The 14,181-nt window shown below is 71.8% G+C and carries 13 protein-coding genes and 1 pseudogene; 2 read left to right on the forward strand and 12 right to left on the reverse strand.

Annotated elements, in window-relative coordinates; genetic code table 11:
* Positions 1 to 33 precede the first annotated feature (33 nt).
* From yajC to pgsA, 11 genes and pseudogenes are all read right to left on the reverse strand, one after another.
* On the reverse strand, positions 34 to 546 hold the full coding sequence (gene yajC, locus IO40_RS0104330; RefSeq protein ID WP_016467731.1) for a preprotein translocase subunit YajC: 513 nt from the start codon (positions 544 to 546) through the stop codon (positions 34 to 36).
* Positions 547 to 710: 164 nt separating this feature from the next.
* Complete coding sequence (ruvB, locus tag IO40_RS0104335) at positions 711 to 1,769, reverse strand: Holliday junction branch migration DNA helicase RuvB (RefSeq protein ID WP_016467732.1); 1,059 nt, start codon at positions 1,767 to 1,769, stop codon at positions 711 to 713.
* A gap of 4 nt (positions 1,770 to 1,773) precedes the next feature.
* The gene (gene ruvA, locus IO40_RS0104340; protein ID WP_016467733.1) at positions 1,774 to 2,391 is read right to left on the reverse strand and encodes a Holliday junction branch migration protein RuvA; all 618 of its coding nucleotides are present in this window, start codon (positions 2,389 to 2,391) and stop codon (positions 1,774 to 1,776) included.
* On the reverse strand, positions 2,388 to 2,945 hold the full coding sequence (ruvC, locus tag IO40_RS0104345) for a crossover junction endodeoxyribonuclease RuvC (RefSeq protein WP_016467734.1): 558 nt from the start codon (positions 2,943 to 2,945) through the stop codon (positions 2,388 to 2,390). The genes ruvA and ruvC overlap by 4 nt, the downstream gene beginning before the upstream one ends.
* 267 nt (positions 2,946 to 3,212) lie before the next feature.
* The gene (locus IO40_RS0104350) at positions 3,213 to 3,965 is read right to left on the reverse strand and encodes a YebC/PmpR family DNA-binding transcriptional regulator (RefSeq protein WP_016467735.1); all 753 of its coding nucleotides are present in this window, start codon (positions 3,963 to 3,965) and stop codon (positions 3,213 to 3,215) included.
* A gap of 58 nt (positions 3,966 to 4,023) precedes the next feature.
* Positions 4,024 to 4,614, reverse strand: a complete 591-nt coding sequence (gene pdxT, locus IO40_RS0104355) for a pyridoxal 5'-phosphate synthase glutaminase subunit PdxT (protein WP_016467736.1) — start codon at positions 4,612 to 4,614, stop codon at positions 4,024 to 4,026.
* Positions 4,615 to 4,726: 112 nt separating this feature from the next.
* Entirely contained in the window at positions 4,727 to 5,650 is a 924-nt protein-coding gene (gene pdxS, locus IO40_RS0104360; RefSeq protein WP_016467737.1) for a pyridoxal 5'-phosphate synthase lyase subunit PdxS, read from the reverse strand.
* 329 nt (positions 5,651 to 5,979) lie between these two features.
* Positions 5,980 to 6,519: pseudogene (locus IO40_RS0104365) on the reverse strand (hypothetical protein); the annotation flags it as partial.
* 50 nt (positions 6,520 to 6,569) lie between these two features.
* Complete coding sequence (locus IO40_RS0104370) at positions 6,570 to 7,742, reverse strand: glycosyltransferase family 4 protein (RefSeq protein ID WP_016467739.1); 1,173 nt, start codon at positions 7,740 to 7,742, stop codon at positions 6,570 to 6,572.
* The gene (locus tag IO40_RS0104375; protein WP_016467740.1) at positions 7,739 to 8,662 is read right to left on the reverse strand and encodes a phosphatidylinositol mannoside acyltransferase; all 924 of its coding nucleotides are present in this window, start codon (positions 8,660 to 8,662) and stop codon (positions 7,739 to 7,741) included. The genes IO40_RS0104370 and IO40_RS0104375 overlap by 4 nt, the downstream gene beginning before the upstream one ends.
* The gene (gene pgsA / locus IO40_RS0104380; RefSeq protein ID WP_016467741.1) at positions 8,659 to 9,318 is read right to left on the reverse strand and encodes a phosphatidylinositol phosphate synthase; all 660 of its coding nucleotides are present in this window, start codon (positions 9,316 to 9,318) and stop codon (positions 8,659 to 8,661) included. Before pgsA ends, IO40_RS0104375 begins: the two co-directional genes overlap by 4 nt.
* 222 nt (positions 9,319 to 9,540) lie before the next feature.
* Here pgsA and IO40_RS0104385 point away from each other — a divergent pair, with 222 nt between their 5' ends.
* Positions 9,541 to 11,748 (forward strand): elongation factor G-like protein EF-G2, encoded by a 2,208-nt coding sequence (locus tag IO40_RS0104385; RefSeq protein ID WP_031174901.1) that lies wholly within the window; start codon positions 9,541 to 9,543, stop codon positions 11,746 to 11,748.
* Positions 11,749 to 11,876: 128 nt separating this feature from the next.
* A complete protein-coding gene (locus IO40_RS0104390) occupies positions 11,877 to 13,556 on the forward strand; it encodes a hypothetical protein (RefSeq protein WP_016467743.1) in 1,680 nt (559 codons plus the stop codon).
* A 25-nt stretch (positions 13,557 to 13,581) separates the two neighbouring features.
* Here IO40_RS0104390 and IO40_RS0104395 read toward each other — a convergent pair whose 3' ends face one another.
* Positions 13,582 to 14,121, reverse strand: coding sequence for an HIT family protein (locus IO40_RS0104395; protein WP_016467744.1), 540 nt, complete (start codon positions 14,119 to 14,121; stop codon positions 13,582 to 13,584).
* Positions 14,122 to 14,181: the final 60 nt, after the last annotated feature.

Below are 14,181 nucleotides of genomic sequence, written 5' to 3' on the forward strand. Positions count from 1 at the left end.
AGGTCCCTGATCGGTGACCCGGCGGCGCTGACCCTACTTGGAGTCGGCGTCTTCGTCCCGCTTGGCGTCCTTCGCCTCGGCGGTGTCGGCCTCGGCCGCCTCCGCCTCCGGCTTCTCGGAGCCCTTGGCGGCGTCCGCGTCCTCGGCGTCGGCGGCGGGCTTCTTGCCGAGGTCCAGCTTCGCTTCGGAGGGGGTCTCCTCGGACTCGGTCAGCGAGGAGGCGTCGTCCGGGACCACGGTGTCGACGTCGAAGTCCTCACCTTCCGGACCGTTGGTGATGCGGTCGAACTCCTCGTCGGTCAGGACCGCGCCGATGGCGTTCTTGGCGAAGAGCGCGTGCGTGCCCGGCTCGATCTCCAGCAGGACGGTGTCCTCCCGGATCTCCTTCACGACGGCGTACATGCCCCCGATGGTCCGGATGCCCGTGCCGGGCTGCATCTGGTCACGCATCTGCATGGCCTGACGCTGCTTCTTCTTGGCGGAGCGGGTCATCAGGAACATGGCCCCGATGATCACGATGAACGGGAGCAGAGCAATAGGATCCACGGCGGAAGATATTCCTTCGCATGGCCGCGTCTCAGCGGCCTGGGTATTCGGGGTGGGCAGGCCTCCGCGGAGGGAGGGCGTCGGCGGAGTCTAAGCGAGCCTCCGCCGATGGAACAACGTCAAGCATGGCACCGAGGTTCCTGGCCCGACGAGTCTCCGCGCCGTCACGCTCCGAACAGGCCCTGTTGCCCAGGTCCTCCGGAAGCCCCCCGCGCGGACTGCTGGGGCGGGGTGAGCCCCATGTGAGCCCATGCGGCGGGCGTGGCGACGCGACCACGGGGAGTGCGGGCCAGCAGTCCCTCACGGACGAGGAACGGCTCGGCCACCTCTTCCACTGTCTCACGCTCCTCACCAACCGCCACGGCCAGCGTGGAGAGGCCCACCGGACCGCCGCCGAAGAGCTTCAGCAGCGAGCCGAGCACCGCGCGGTCGAGCCGGTCGAGACCGCGCCCGTCCACCTCGTAGACCTCCAGGGCGGCGGCGGCGATCTCCTTGGTGATGACACCGTCCGCCTTCACCTGGGCGTAGTCCCTCACTCTGCGCAACAGGCGGTTGGCGATACGCGGTGTTCCCCGGGAGCGGCCGGCGATCTCCACGGCGCCCTCCGCGTCGGTGTGCACCTCCAGCAGCTGCGCCGAGCGGCGCACCACTTGTTCCAGCTCTTCCGGCTCGTAGAACTCCATGTGCGCGGTGAACCCGAAGCGGTCCCGCAGCGGCGGGGGCAGCAGCCCGGCCCGGGTGGTGGCGCCGACGAGAGTGAAGGGCGGCAGTTCCAGCGGGATGGCCGTGGCGCCCGGTCCCTTGCCCACGACCACGTCGACTCGGAAGTCCTCCATGGCCATGTAGAGCATTTCCTCGGCCGGGCGGGACATCCGGTGGATCTCGTCCAGGAAGAGCACCTCTCCCTCCTGGAGGGAGGAGAGGATCGCGGCGAGGTCGCCGGCGTGCTGGATGGCGGGGCCCGAGGTGATGCGGATGGGGGCGCCCATCTCGGCGGCGATGATCATCGACAGGGTCGTCTTGCCGAGTCCGGGCGCACCCGACAGGAGCACGTGGTCGGCGGTGCCGCCGCGGGCACGCGCCGCCCTCAGCACCAGGTCGAGCTGTTCGCGGACCTTCGGCTGGCCGATGAACTCCGCCAGTTGCTTGGGGCGCAGCGCGGCCTCGACCGCCTGGTCCTCACCGTCCGCATAGGCGTCGACGAGACGTTCCTCCGAACTCATGGCGTCACCGGGCCCGGTTCAGCGTCTGAAGTGCGGCCTTCAGCAGCACACCCACATCGGGCGTGCCGCCGCCTTCCTCGGCCTGCGGCGCCACGGCCGCGACCGCGTCGTCCGCTTCCCGGCCGGCGTACCCCAACCCGACGAGGGCGGCGTGCAGTTGCTCCCGCCAGCCGGGCGGGCCCGCGGCAGCCGCCCCGCGCGAGGCGGGGACCGCGCCCGAGGGTGCCCCGAGCCGGTCCTTCAGCTCCAGCAGCAGTTTCTGCGCACCTTTCTTCCCGATGCCCGGCACCGCTGTCAGTGCCTTCTCGTCCCCGCCGGCGACGGCGGTGCGCAGGGCGTCGGGGCTGTGCACGGCCAGCATGGCCTGGGCCAGCCGGGGCCCCACCCCGCTCGCCGTCTGCAACAGTTCGAACACCTGGCGCTCGTCGTCGTCGGCGAAGCCGTAGAGGGTCAGCGAGTCCTCGCGCACGACGAGCGACGTGGCGAGCCGGGCGGGCTCGCCGATCCGCAGGCCGGCCAGGGTGGCCGGCGTGCACTGGACCGCCATCCCGACCCCGCCGACCTCGACCACTGCCGAGTCGGGGCCGAGCGCGGCAACGGGTCCGGAGACGAAGGCGATCATCGAACGGTGCCTTTCCTGCGCTGCGAACGGTGGGCGGAGACGGCCTGCTGGGCGGCGACCGCCTCCTGGAGGCGGTTCTTGGCCGGGCCCCGCCAGATGTGGCAGACGGCGAGGGCGAGCGCGTCCGCCGCGTCGGCGGGCTTGGGCGGTCCGGCGAGCCGCAGTACGCGGGCCACCATCGCGCCGACCTGGGCCTTCTCGGCGCGGCCCGAGCCGGTGACGGCGGCCTTGACCTCGCTGGGGGTGTGGAGTGCGACCGGCAGCCCGCGCCGGGCCGCACAGAGCATCGCCACGGCGCTGGCCTGCGCGGTGCCCATCACCGTGCGGACGTTGTGCTGGCTGAACACCCGTTCAACGGCCACCGCTTCGGGGCGGTGGGTGTCCAGCCATTCCTCCATGCCGCGTTCGATGAGCACGAGCCGTTCGGGGACCTCCGCATCGGCGGGCGTACGGATCACGCCGACGCCCGCCATCGTCAGCGGCCGGCCGGCGACGCCCTCCACCACGCCGATGCCGCAACGGGTCAGCCCCGGGTCCACCCCCAGCACGCGCACGGCCTCTCCCCTTCCCGGTGTACCCGTCTTGATGTTCCCGCAGGTTATCGGGAACCACCGACAGAGCCGGCGGACCCGGCGGCGGCAACAGCACCGCCGGGCGTGTCCGGAGCGGGTGCCCGAGTGCGGGGGCACGGCCGTGTACCGGGAGGGACACCGGCCGGGCACGGCCGGCACGGGTCGTGCGCGGGTCATGCCCGATGCGCCACGCCGCGCTGCCCGGCCGGGCAGCGCGGCGTGGCGACGGTGACGGTGACGGCCGGGCGGTTACGCGTCGACCTTCGCCATCACGTCGTCGGGCACGTCGAAGTTGGCGAAGACGTTCTGCACGTCGTCGCTGTCGTCCAGCGCGTCGATCAGCTTGAAGATCTTGCGCGCGCCGTCCTCGTCCAGCTCGACCTGCATGCTCGGCACGAAGCTGACCTCGGCCGAGTCGTAGTCGATCCCGGCCTCGACCAGCGCGGTGCGCACGGCGACCAGGTCGGTGGCCTCGCTGATGACCTCGAAGTTCTCGCCGAGGTCGTTGACCTCCTCGACGCCCGCCTCCAGCGCGGCCTCCAGGACGTCGTCCTCACTGCGGCCGTTCTTGGGCACGATCACGACGCCCTTGCGGTTGAACAGGTAGGAGACCGAACCCGGGTCGGCCATCGAACCGCCGTTGCGGGTCATGGCGACACGCACGTCGGAGGCGGCACGGTTGCGGTTGTCGGTCAGGCACTCGACCAGGACGGCGACACCGTTGGGGCCGTAACCCTCGTACATGATCGTCTCGTAGTCGGCGCCGCCGGCCTCCAGGCCCGCGCCGCGCTTGACCGCGCTGTCGATGTTCTTGTTGGGAACCGACTGCTTCTTCGCCTTCTGGATGGCGTCGTACAGGGTGGGGTTGCCATCCGGGTCGGCGCCGCCCATCCGCGCCGCGACCTCGATGTTCTTGATCAGCTTCGCGAAGAGCTTGCCGCGCTTGGCATCGATCACGGCCTTCTTGTGCTTGGTGGTAGCCCACTTAGAGTGGCCGGACACAGCCTCGCTCCTTCACAGTCCCAACTTCTCTCGACGCGGGAATCCTACCGTCAGCAACTCAGTGTGCTGACCGCACCATCTGTGTGAACAGTGCGTGCACCCTGTGGTCGCCCGTCAGCTCCGGGTGGAAGGCCGTGGCCAGCAGATTGCCCTGCCGGACGGCCACCGGATGCCCGTCGAACGTCGCCAGCGTCTCGGCCGCCGCACCCGTGGACTCCACCCAGGGGGCCCGGATGAAGACGCCCTCGACGGGTCCGCCCTCGACGGCGGCCATCTCGACCGCCGCCTCGAACGACTCGTTCTGGCGGCCGAACGCGTTGCGACGGACGATCATGTCGATTCCGCCGATGGTCTCCTGCCCGGAACGGGGATCGAGAATCTTGTCGGCCAGCATGATCATGCCGGCGCAGGAACCGTACGCGGGCATCCCCGCGGACACCCGCTCACGGAGCCGGTCCATGAGGCCGAAGGTGACGGCGAGCTTGCTGATCGTGGTCGACTCGCCGCCGGGGATGACCAGGCCGGCCACGTCGTCCAGTTCTTCGGGCCGCCTGACGTGTACGGGGTCGGCACCCGCAGCGCGGAGGGCTGCCAGGTGCTCACGGACGTCGCCCTGGAGGGCGAGCACACCGATGGTGGGGTCGGTCATGGTGGTGTCCTTCTCGATGGTGCCCACTGCCGGTGGGCGGTGGCCGGCCGGGTGCGCCGTCCCGGTGCCCGCCGGGCGCTGGTGCGCGGCGGGCACCGGGACGGCGGAGCCGTCACCAGCCGCGGTTGGCGTACCGCTCGCCCTCGGGCAGGGTGTCGCAGTTGATGCCGACCATGGCCTCGCCGAGCCCGCGGGAGGCGTCGGCGATGACCTTCGGGTCGTCGTAGAAGGTGGTGGCCTTCACGATGGCGGCGGCGCGCTTGGCCGGGTCGCCGGACTTGAAGATGCCGGAGCCGACGAAGACGCCCTCCGCGCCGAGCTGGCGCATCAGCGCGGCGTCGGCGGGGGTGGCCACGCCGCCCGCGGAGAAGAGGACGACCGGCAGCTTGCCCGCCACGGCGACCTCCTTGACCAGCTCGTAGGGCGCGCGCAGCTCCTTGGCCGCGGCGTACAGCTCGTTGTCGTCCAGGACGGTCAGCTTGCCGATCTCGTTCTTGATCTGGCGCATGTGGCGAACGGCCTCGACGACGTTGCCGGTGCCTGCCTCGCCCTTGGAGCGGATCATGGCCGCGCCCTCGGCTATCCGGCGCAGCGCCTCGCCGAGGTTGGTGGCACCGCAGACGAACGGCGTGGTGAAGGCGAACTTGTCGCTGTGGTTGACCTCGTCGGCGGGGGTGAGGACCTCGGACTCGTCGATGTAGTCGACGCCGAGCGCCTGCAGGACCTGGGCCTCGACGAGGTGGCCGATGCGGGCCTTGGCCATCACCGGGATCGAGACGGCCTCGATGATGCCCTCGATCATGTCCGGGTCGGACATCCGGGCCACGCCGCCGTCCTTGCGGATGTCGGCGGGCACCCGCTCCAGTGCCATGACGGCCACGGCGCCGGCGTCCTCGGCGATCCTGGCCTGCTCGGGGGTGACGACGTCCATGATGACCCCGCCCTTGAGCTGCTCGGCCATGCCCCGCTTCACGCGGGCGGTGCCGGTCTCGGGCTGCGGAGCGGCGGACTGCTTGGCGGTGGACGGAGTTGTCACGTTCGACCTCGCTGACGGCGATGAGGGGATGTACGGACGGACCCCGGCGGGTCCGTCCGCCACTGTCCAGGACCACCGCCACCGGCGAAAAGGGCCAATTGTGGTGCTGTGGCCTGCCGTGGCCCGCTCCCGGGGCGCAGTGGCCCCTTGCCGGCTCCCGAACGGGCCGCTCGGCCCCGCCGGTCAGTGCCCGCGTATGCGTCCTCCCCGGTGGACTCCGCCGGTCAGTCCTCGCCCCTTTGCCCACGGTCGGCGCCGTCCTGTCCCCGGTCGGTGCCTTCCTGCGCAGGGTCGGTGCCGCCCGGCTCCCGGTCCGCGCCGGTGTGGCCCCGGTCGGCGAGCGCCAACGGGGGTTCGTCGTCCATCTCGAAAGCCATCGGGAACGCGGCGTGGCCGGCCAGCCGCAGCCAGCGGACCGTGCGGTGGCTGCGCAGGGCGCGGGCCGCCCGCACCGCGTCGTTGTGGAAACGGCGGGCCATCGGCACCCTGCGCACGGCGGCACTCAGCTCCTGCGCCGTCTCGGTTCCGCCGGGTGCCGCCCGCACCGCCTCCAGCTGGGCGGGGTCGGCGAAGACGGCGCGCAGCGTCTGGCTCAGTTCGCTCTCGGCGACCTCACGGTGCTCCTCCTCGGCCTGCCGTGCGTCGTGCGCCGCCTGGTAGAGCACCATAGAGGAGGCCGGATCCAGCACGCCGGCGGTGGCCAGTTCCTGCGCGATGGAGGCGCGCCGCAGCAAGGTGGCGTCGAGGGCGGCCTTCGCGGCGTCGATCCGCGCGTGCAGCCGGTCCAGACGGCCGGCCGTCCAGCTCAGGTAGACGCCGACGAGCAGCAGCGCGACGACGATCCAGATGGCGGTGGTGAGGGTCGGCATCGTCACTGTGGGTCCTCGGGGTGTCGGTCCGCGGTGTCAGGGTGCGCGAGTCAGTCGCGGGCCAGGCCCCAGCGCGCGCGCAGCCCGGTGCGCTCGTCCGGGGCGACGGAGGCGGCGCCGTCGGTGACCGTCTCGTACACGGCGAGGATGTCGGCGCCGACGGTGCTCCAGTCGAACCGCCGCACGTGGCGGGTGCCGCGCTCCCGCAGCCCGGCGCGGCGTCCGGGGTCGGTCAGCAGGCGCACGGCGGAGGCGGCCAGCGCATCGGCCCGGCCGACGGGGAACAGTTCGCCGGCCTCTCCCCCGTCGAGCACCTGCTCGAAGGCGTCCAGGTCGCTGGCGAGCACGGGCGCCCCGGCGGACATGGCCTCGACGAGGATGATGCCGAAGGACTCGCCGCCGGTGTTGGGCGCCACGTACAGGTCGACGCTGCGCAGCAGCCGGGCCTTGTCCTCGTCGCTGACCATGCCGAGGAACTCGACGCTGCCGCGCATCTCGCGGGGCAGACCGGCCACGGCCTCCTGCTCGTCGCCCCGGCCGGCGACCAGCAGCCGGGTGCCGGGCGCCTGGTCGAGGATGGCGGGCAGCGCCTTCATCAGGACGGGGAGGCCCTTGCGGGGCTCGTCGATCCGGCCGATGAAGCCGATCGTGTGCCCCTCGGGCCCGCCCTGCCACTCCTGTTTGGGCTCGGCGTCGGCGAAGAAGCCGACGTCCACTCCGTTGGGGATGGTCACCGCGTCGCCGCCCAGGTGCTCGACCAGGGTGCGGCGCGCGTACTCGCTCACCGCGATCCGGGCGCTGATCTTCTCCAGCGCCGGCTGGAGGATGGGATAGGCGGCGATCATGGCCCGGGAGCGCGGGTTGGACGTGTGGAAGGTGGCCACGATGGGCCCTTGCGCCGCCCAGCAGGCCAGCAGGGACAGCGAGGGGGTGGCCGGTTCGTGGATGTGCAGGACGTCGAAGTCGCCCTCGTGCACCCACCGGCGCACCCGCGCCGCCGACAGGAAGCCGAAGTTCAGCCGCGCGACCGACCCGTTGTAGGGAACGGGGACGGCGCGGCCCGCGGAGACCACGTAGGAGGGCAGCGGCGTCTCGTCGTCGGACGGGGCCAGCACGGACACCTCGTGGCCCAGCCGGATCAGATGTTCGGCCAGGTCACGCACGTGGAACTGGACGCCGCCGGGCACGTCCCAGGAGTAGGGGCAGACAACGCCGATCCTCATCCGCGCCCCTTCACGGCCGCGGCGGGATCGAGGTCGGCCAGCCAGAAGCGCTGGAGCATGTGCCAGTCCTGGGGGTGCGCGGCGATGCCCGCGGCGAAGACGTCGGCCAGCTTCTGGGTCATGGCCGCCACGCGCTCCATCCGGCCCTCGATACCGGGCACCGGGATCGGCTCGTGGACCCGTGCCCGCATGGCCGGGGAGGCGTCGTCGTACCAGAGCGTGACCGGCATCAGGGGGGCTCCGGTCTGCTGCGCCAGCAGGGCCGGGCCGGCCGGCATCCGTGCGGCCTCGCCGAAGAAGCTGACCTCGATGCCGGTGGCCGACAGGTCGCGGTCGGCGACCAGGCACACCAGGCCGCCCGCGCGCAGCCGCCGCGCCAGGGTGCCGAACGCGGTGGCGCCGCCGTGCGGCAGCACCTCCATGCCCAGGCTCTCGCGGTAGGCGACGAACCGGTCGTAGAGGCTCTCCGGCTTCAGACGCTCCGCGACGGTGGTGAAGGGCGTCCGCACGGCGGTCACCGCCCAGGCGCCGGCCAGGTCCCAGTTGGCCAGGTGCGGGAGCGCCAGTATCACGCCGCGCCCGGCGGCGAGCCCGTCGGTCAGATGGTGCAGCCCCTCGACGGAGACGCTGCGCAGCAGTTGCCCCTCGCTGTAGGACGGCAGCCGGAAGGACTCCATCCAGTAGCGCATGTACGAGCGCATCCCGGCGTGCGAGAGGCGCCGCAGCTGTGCGGGCGAGGCGTCGGGCACCACCCGGGCCAGGTTGGCCTCCAGCCGCCGGACGCCCTTGCCGTGCCGCCGCCACGCCTGGTCGGCGATCCGGCGGCCGAGTGCCTGCGCCGCCGGTTCGGGCAGCTTCTTGACACCGGCCCAGCCCAGTCCGTACAGCGAGTCGGTCAGCTGGTCCCGCAGCTCGCTCACGCGGTCCTCCCCTGCTCCTCGGCCTGTGCCACCTCGGCGGCCTCCCGGCGTACCGTCACCACGCGCTGGCCGAGGGTGACGGCGCTGCCGGCCGCGACGACCCACAGCGCGATCGGCAGCAGCACGCCGATGTGCGGGACGCCGAAGGTGGTCTCGAAGCCCGAGAAGCCGGCCAGCACGAGGGTGATCACCAGTCGCTCGGCCCGTTCCACCAGCCCGTTGACGTTCACCGGCAGCCCGATGCTCTCGCCGCGCGCCTTGGTGTAGGAGACGACCTGGCCACTGGCCAGACAGAAGATCGTCACCGCGCACAGCAGCAGGCTGTCGCCGCGCCCGGCGTACCACAGCGCGATCCCGCCGAAGACGGCCGCGTCCGCGACCCGGTCGAGTGTGGAGTCCAGGAAGGCGCCCCAGCGGCTGGAGCGGCCCAGCTGGCGGGCCATGTTGCCGTCCACCAGGTCCGAGAAGACGAACAGGGTGATGACGACCGTGCCCCAGAAGAACTCCCCCATCGGGTAGAAGACCAGGGCCCCGGCCATCACCCCGCAGGTGCCGACCAGGGTGACGACGTCGGGGCTCACCCCCGCACGCAGCAGCATCGCGGCGAAGGGGGTGAGGACACGCGTGAAGAAAGCACGCGCGTACTTGTTCAGCATGACCGTCCCTGATGCGTCGAGGGCGAGCCGGATGACGGTGTGGCCACCGGGTGGCCCATCGTAGTCACGCCCCGCCGACGCACGGCGCACACGGTCGGGTAGTGCCGCGTTCCACGTATGGACGCCTCACGGCAGCGGTGGAAAGCTCGGAGGAACCGGTGGTCTTCGCGACCCCTCGGCCCCTCCAGCGTGCTCCATCAGGTGACGACGGAAGGCGGACAGATGGCCGGCAAAGCGAACGCACACTCCGGAGCCGCCGGCAGGGCAGCGGCGGCCGACCACCCCTCGGCGCTGCGGAACGTGGTGCTGGTCGGCCACAGCTCCGCCGGCAAGACGACCCTGGTGGAATCCCTGGCGCTGGCCTCGGGCGCGATCAGCCGGCCGGGCCGGGTGGAGGACTGCACCACGCTCTCCGACCATGACGAGATCGAGCACCGGCAGCAACGCTCCGTGCAGCTGTCCTGGGTGCCGCTCACCTGGAACGGCATCCGGATCAACCTTCTGGACACCCCCGGGTACGCGGATTTCGTCGGGGAACTGCGGGCGGGTCTGAGGGCGGCGGATGCCGCCCTCTTCGTCGTTTCGGCCGCGGACGGCGTGGACGGCGCCACCCGTCTGCTGTGGCGGGAGTGCGCCGCCGTGGGCATGCCCCGCGCCATCGTCGTCACCCATCTCGACGCGGCCGGCGCCGACTTCGACGAGACGACCCGGGCGTGCCGGCGGGAGCTGGGCGGCGACGACCCGGACGCCGTGGTCCCCCTCTATCTGCCCGCGCACGGCGAACGCCGCGCCGACGGCAGCGCTCCGGTCACCGGTCTGATCGGACTGCTCACCCGGCGGCTGTTCGACCACACCGACGGGACCCGCACCGAACGCGACCCGGACGAGGCCCAGCTGCCGCTGCTCGCACAGGCCAGGAACCGGCTCATCGAGTCGATCATCGCCCAGAGCGAGGACGAGGGACTGATGGACCGCTATCTGGGCGGCGAGGACTGTGACGTCAAAACGCTCGTCGAGGACCTGGAGAAGGCCGTCGCCCGCGGGGTCTTCCACCCCGTGCTCGCCGCCGCACCCGCCCCCGAGGGCGCCTCGCAGGGGCTGGGCACCGTGGAACTGCTGGAGCTGATCACCGGCGGGTTCCCCACCCCCGAGGAGCACGGCATCCCCCCGGTCACCAGCCCCGAGGGCGCGCCCCGCCCGGCCCTGGCCTGCGATGCTGCCGGTCCGCTGGCCGCCGAGGTCGTCAAGACCTCCTCCGACCCGTATGTGGGCCGTATCTCCCTCGTACGGGTCTTCTCCGGCACCCTGCGCCCCGACGAGACCGTCCACGTCTCCGGGCACGGTCTGGCGGACCGGGGACACGAGGACCACGACGTGGAGGAACGCGTCGGCGCCCTCTCGGCGCCCCTCGGCACACAGCAGCGGGTCGTGGAGTCGGCCGTCGCGGGTGATCTGGTGTGCGTGGCCAAGCTCGGCCACGCCGAGACGGGCGACACCCTCTCCGCCAGGGACACGCCCTTGCTGATGGCGCCGTGGGAGATGCCCGAGCCGCTGCTCCCCGTCGCCATCGAGGCGCACAGCAAGGCGGACGAGGACAAACTGTCCCAGGGACTGGCCAGACTGGTCGCCGAGGACCCCACGATGCGGCTGGAGCAGAACCCGGACACCCACCAGCTCGTCCTGTGGTGCATGGGAGAGGCGCACCGGGACGTCGCTCTGGAGAGGCTGCGTTCCCGGTTCGGCGTCCAGGTGGACACCGTCGAGCACAAGGTGGCGCTGCGTGAGACGTTCGCCTCCGCGGCGGCCGGGCGGGGCCGGCATGTCAAGCAGTCGGGCGGTCACGGCCAGTACGCCATCTGCGAGATCACCGTCGAGCCGCTGCCGGGCGGCTCCGGCATCGAGTTCGTGGACAAGGTCGTGGGCGGCGCGGTGCCGCGCCAGTTCATCCCTTCGGTGGAGAAAGGCGTCCGCGCCCAGGCCGCCCGCGGGCTCGCCTCCGGCTACCCGCTGGTGGACGTACGGGTCACGCTCGTCGACGGCAAGGCGCACTCCGTGGACTCCTCCGACGCCGCGTTCCAGACGGCCGGTGCGCTGGCCCTGCGCGAGTGTGCGGCGCAGGCCACGCTGCACCTGCTGGAACCGGTCGCGGAGGTGGAGGTCACCGTCCCCGACGACTACGTGGGCGCCGTGATGAGCGATCTGTCCTCCCGGCGCGGCCGGGTGCTGGGCACCGAGCAGGCCGCGGAGGGCAGTACGGCGGTGCGTGCCTGCGTGCCCGAGATCGAGATCAGCCGGTACGCGGTGGACCTCCGGTCGATGTCCCACGGCACCGGCCGCTTCCGCCGCAGCTACGCGCGGCACGAGCCGATGCCGCGGCAGCAGGCGGCCCGTGTCCGGGAAGCGGCGGGCAGCCCGGAGAGCACTCGCTGAGCACACCCGTACTGAGGCAAGATGTGTGCGGACCGCGCCAGTTGGGAAGCCGTCGTGGTCGGCGGCACTCACCGGAACGCACGGGACCGGGGGCGCCGTGAGCCAGAGCCGAACGGAGTGGGGGCCCAGTGGCCGGATTCGACGATCGCAGCAGTCAGCCCGACGCGGCGTCCGACTTCTCCCCGGGCGCCCAAGTACCCCTCTCGGGACCGGGCCAGGGCGGCCAGACGGCGGCGACCCAGGCACTCGCCTCGGCCGCCTACCGTGACGACGAGGTCGAGAAGCTGATCGAGGCCAACCCCGAGGCCGGCTTCAAGAAACCCAAGATCTCCCTGTTCGAACCGAACCTGGGCGAGGCGTTCGCGCGGGCCGTCCAGACCCGGCTGCTGGGCGGCGCCCGCGCCCCGCTCATCCAGTCGTTCGGCATCGAACCGCAGACGGTCGTCGAGCACTGCCTGGCCGCCACCCGGGTCCGCAAGCACCGCGACGCACGGCTGACGCTGGTCATGGTGATCTTCGGGCTGCTGTTCCTGCCCGGCGTGGTGCTGTGGCTGTTCGCCTTCCAGCTGCGGCGCATGCTCGCCGGGTCCAAGGACCGGCGGGCCGGGGCCATCGGCATGGTGGTGCTGGTGGCCGTCGGGGCGCTGGTGGTGCTGTTCGCCGTCAAACTCCCGTTCAACGGCTTCTGGGGCATCTATCTGCGGGCCATGCTGGTCGCACCGCTGATCGGCGGGGTGTGGGCCAAGCAGATCTGCGAGCGATACGCCAAGGATCTGCGGAGCCGCTGGCAGAGCCTGCTGGGCGGCTCCGGGGTCGGCGCCAAGATCCCCGAGGCGGTGCCGCAGGACCCGGGCGACGCGGGCGCCGAACGGATCCGGCTGGGCCTGGCCAAGGTGGCCGCCGAGCAGGCCAGCAACCTCGTCTACTACGCCGGCCCCAAGGGGATACTCGGCATGGGCACCCGCTGGGGAAGCTGGCAGCTCGCGGAGGAGCTCGTCCCCGCCAAGCCCGGCGGGGAGATCAACCCCTTCCGCAGCTGGGACGTCATCCGCGCCATCCACGACCAGCTCCGCATGCTGGAGCGCGGCCCGCTGCACACCGGCGGCTTCCCCACGCCCTCGATACGGCACTGGATCGTCTCCCCCATCGCCGAGGGCGCCAAGGCGGTCAAGCGCCCCGAGGGCCAGGAGGTCGAGGGCTACCGCATCAAGGACTTCGAGATACAGCGGATCTGCAACGAGCAGCAGTTCGGCGCCGGCAACCGGCACTACCTGGGCGTGCAGTTCGTGCTGTGGGACGGCCAGTTGGTCATCACCCTGCTGATCAGCGTCACCGTGCTGCACCACACGCTGCGCATCGAGGTCACCGGGCACGCGCTCGGCCCGGTGGACGGCCTGTTCACCAGCGGGCCCTCCCCGAAGACGAAGCAGGTCTCCAAGAGCATCAAGTTCTGGGAGACCCGCACGGTCAATCTGCCGCTCGTGGAGACGAAGGAGGTCGTGCGGCTGGCCGCGCGCGCCCCCTTCACCTGGTTCCCGCCGGTGCTGGACTTCCTCGGCGGCAAGCTGTCGCTGCCCGAGCCGTTCGGGCTGCGGCACGCCTGGGCCAAGAAGCCGTGGCGGCACCGTTTCATGGCGGACGACGCCATGCGGGCCGCCACGCCCGTGCTGCGGGTCGTGCACTCCGCGGCCATCAAGGTGCTGGAGGAGAACGGCTGCAACGTGGAGAAGTTCGGCAGCCGTTCGCTCAGCCTCAGCGCGGCGGTGCAGGACGCCAAGCCGGGGAAGGCCGACGTCTACGACGCGTAGCGGGCGCCGGGAGCGGTGGGGCTTCTCACCACTCCCGGGCCAGCATCGCCCGGGTGTCCGCCAGCAGCTGCGGCAGCACCCGGGTGTGGCCCACGACCGGCATGAAGTTGGTGTCGCCGCCCCAGCGCGGCACCACGTGCTGGTGCAGGTGCGCGGCGATGCCGGCGCCGGCGACCGAGCCCTGGTTCATGCCGATGTTGAAGCCGTGGGCCCCGGAGACCCGGCGCAGCACCGTCATCGCACGCTTGGTGAGCTCGGCCAGCTCGGCGGTCTCGGCGTCGTCCAGCTCGGTGTAGTCGGCCACGTGCCGGAAGGGCACGGTCATCAGGTGGCCGCCGTTGTAGGGGTAGAGGTTGAGCACTGCGTAGACGTGCTCACCGCGAGCGACGATCAGACCGTCCTCGTCGGACTTCTGCGGGATGGAGCAGAAGGGACAGCCGTCCTCGGCCCCGGGGCCGCTCGGCTTGTTCTCACCCTGGATATAGGCCATCCGGTGGGGGGTCCACAGCCGCTGGAACGCGTCCGGCGCCCCCACTCCGATCTGCTGCTCCGGCTCACTCGTCATACCCGCCAGCTTATTCTCCTGGCAGCGCCTGACACGACGAGGGGGCGGCCCCGGGCCGCC

Source organism: Streptomyces albus subsp. albus (assembly GCF_000725885.1).
Lineage (GTDB): Bacteria > Actinomycetota > Actinomycetes > Streptomycetales > Streptomycetaceae > Streptomyces > Streptomyces albus.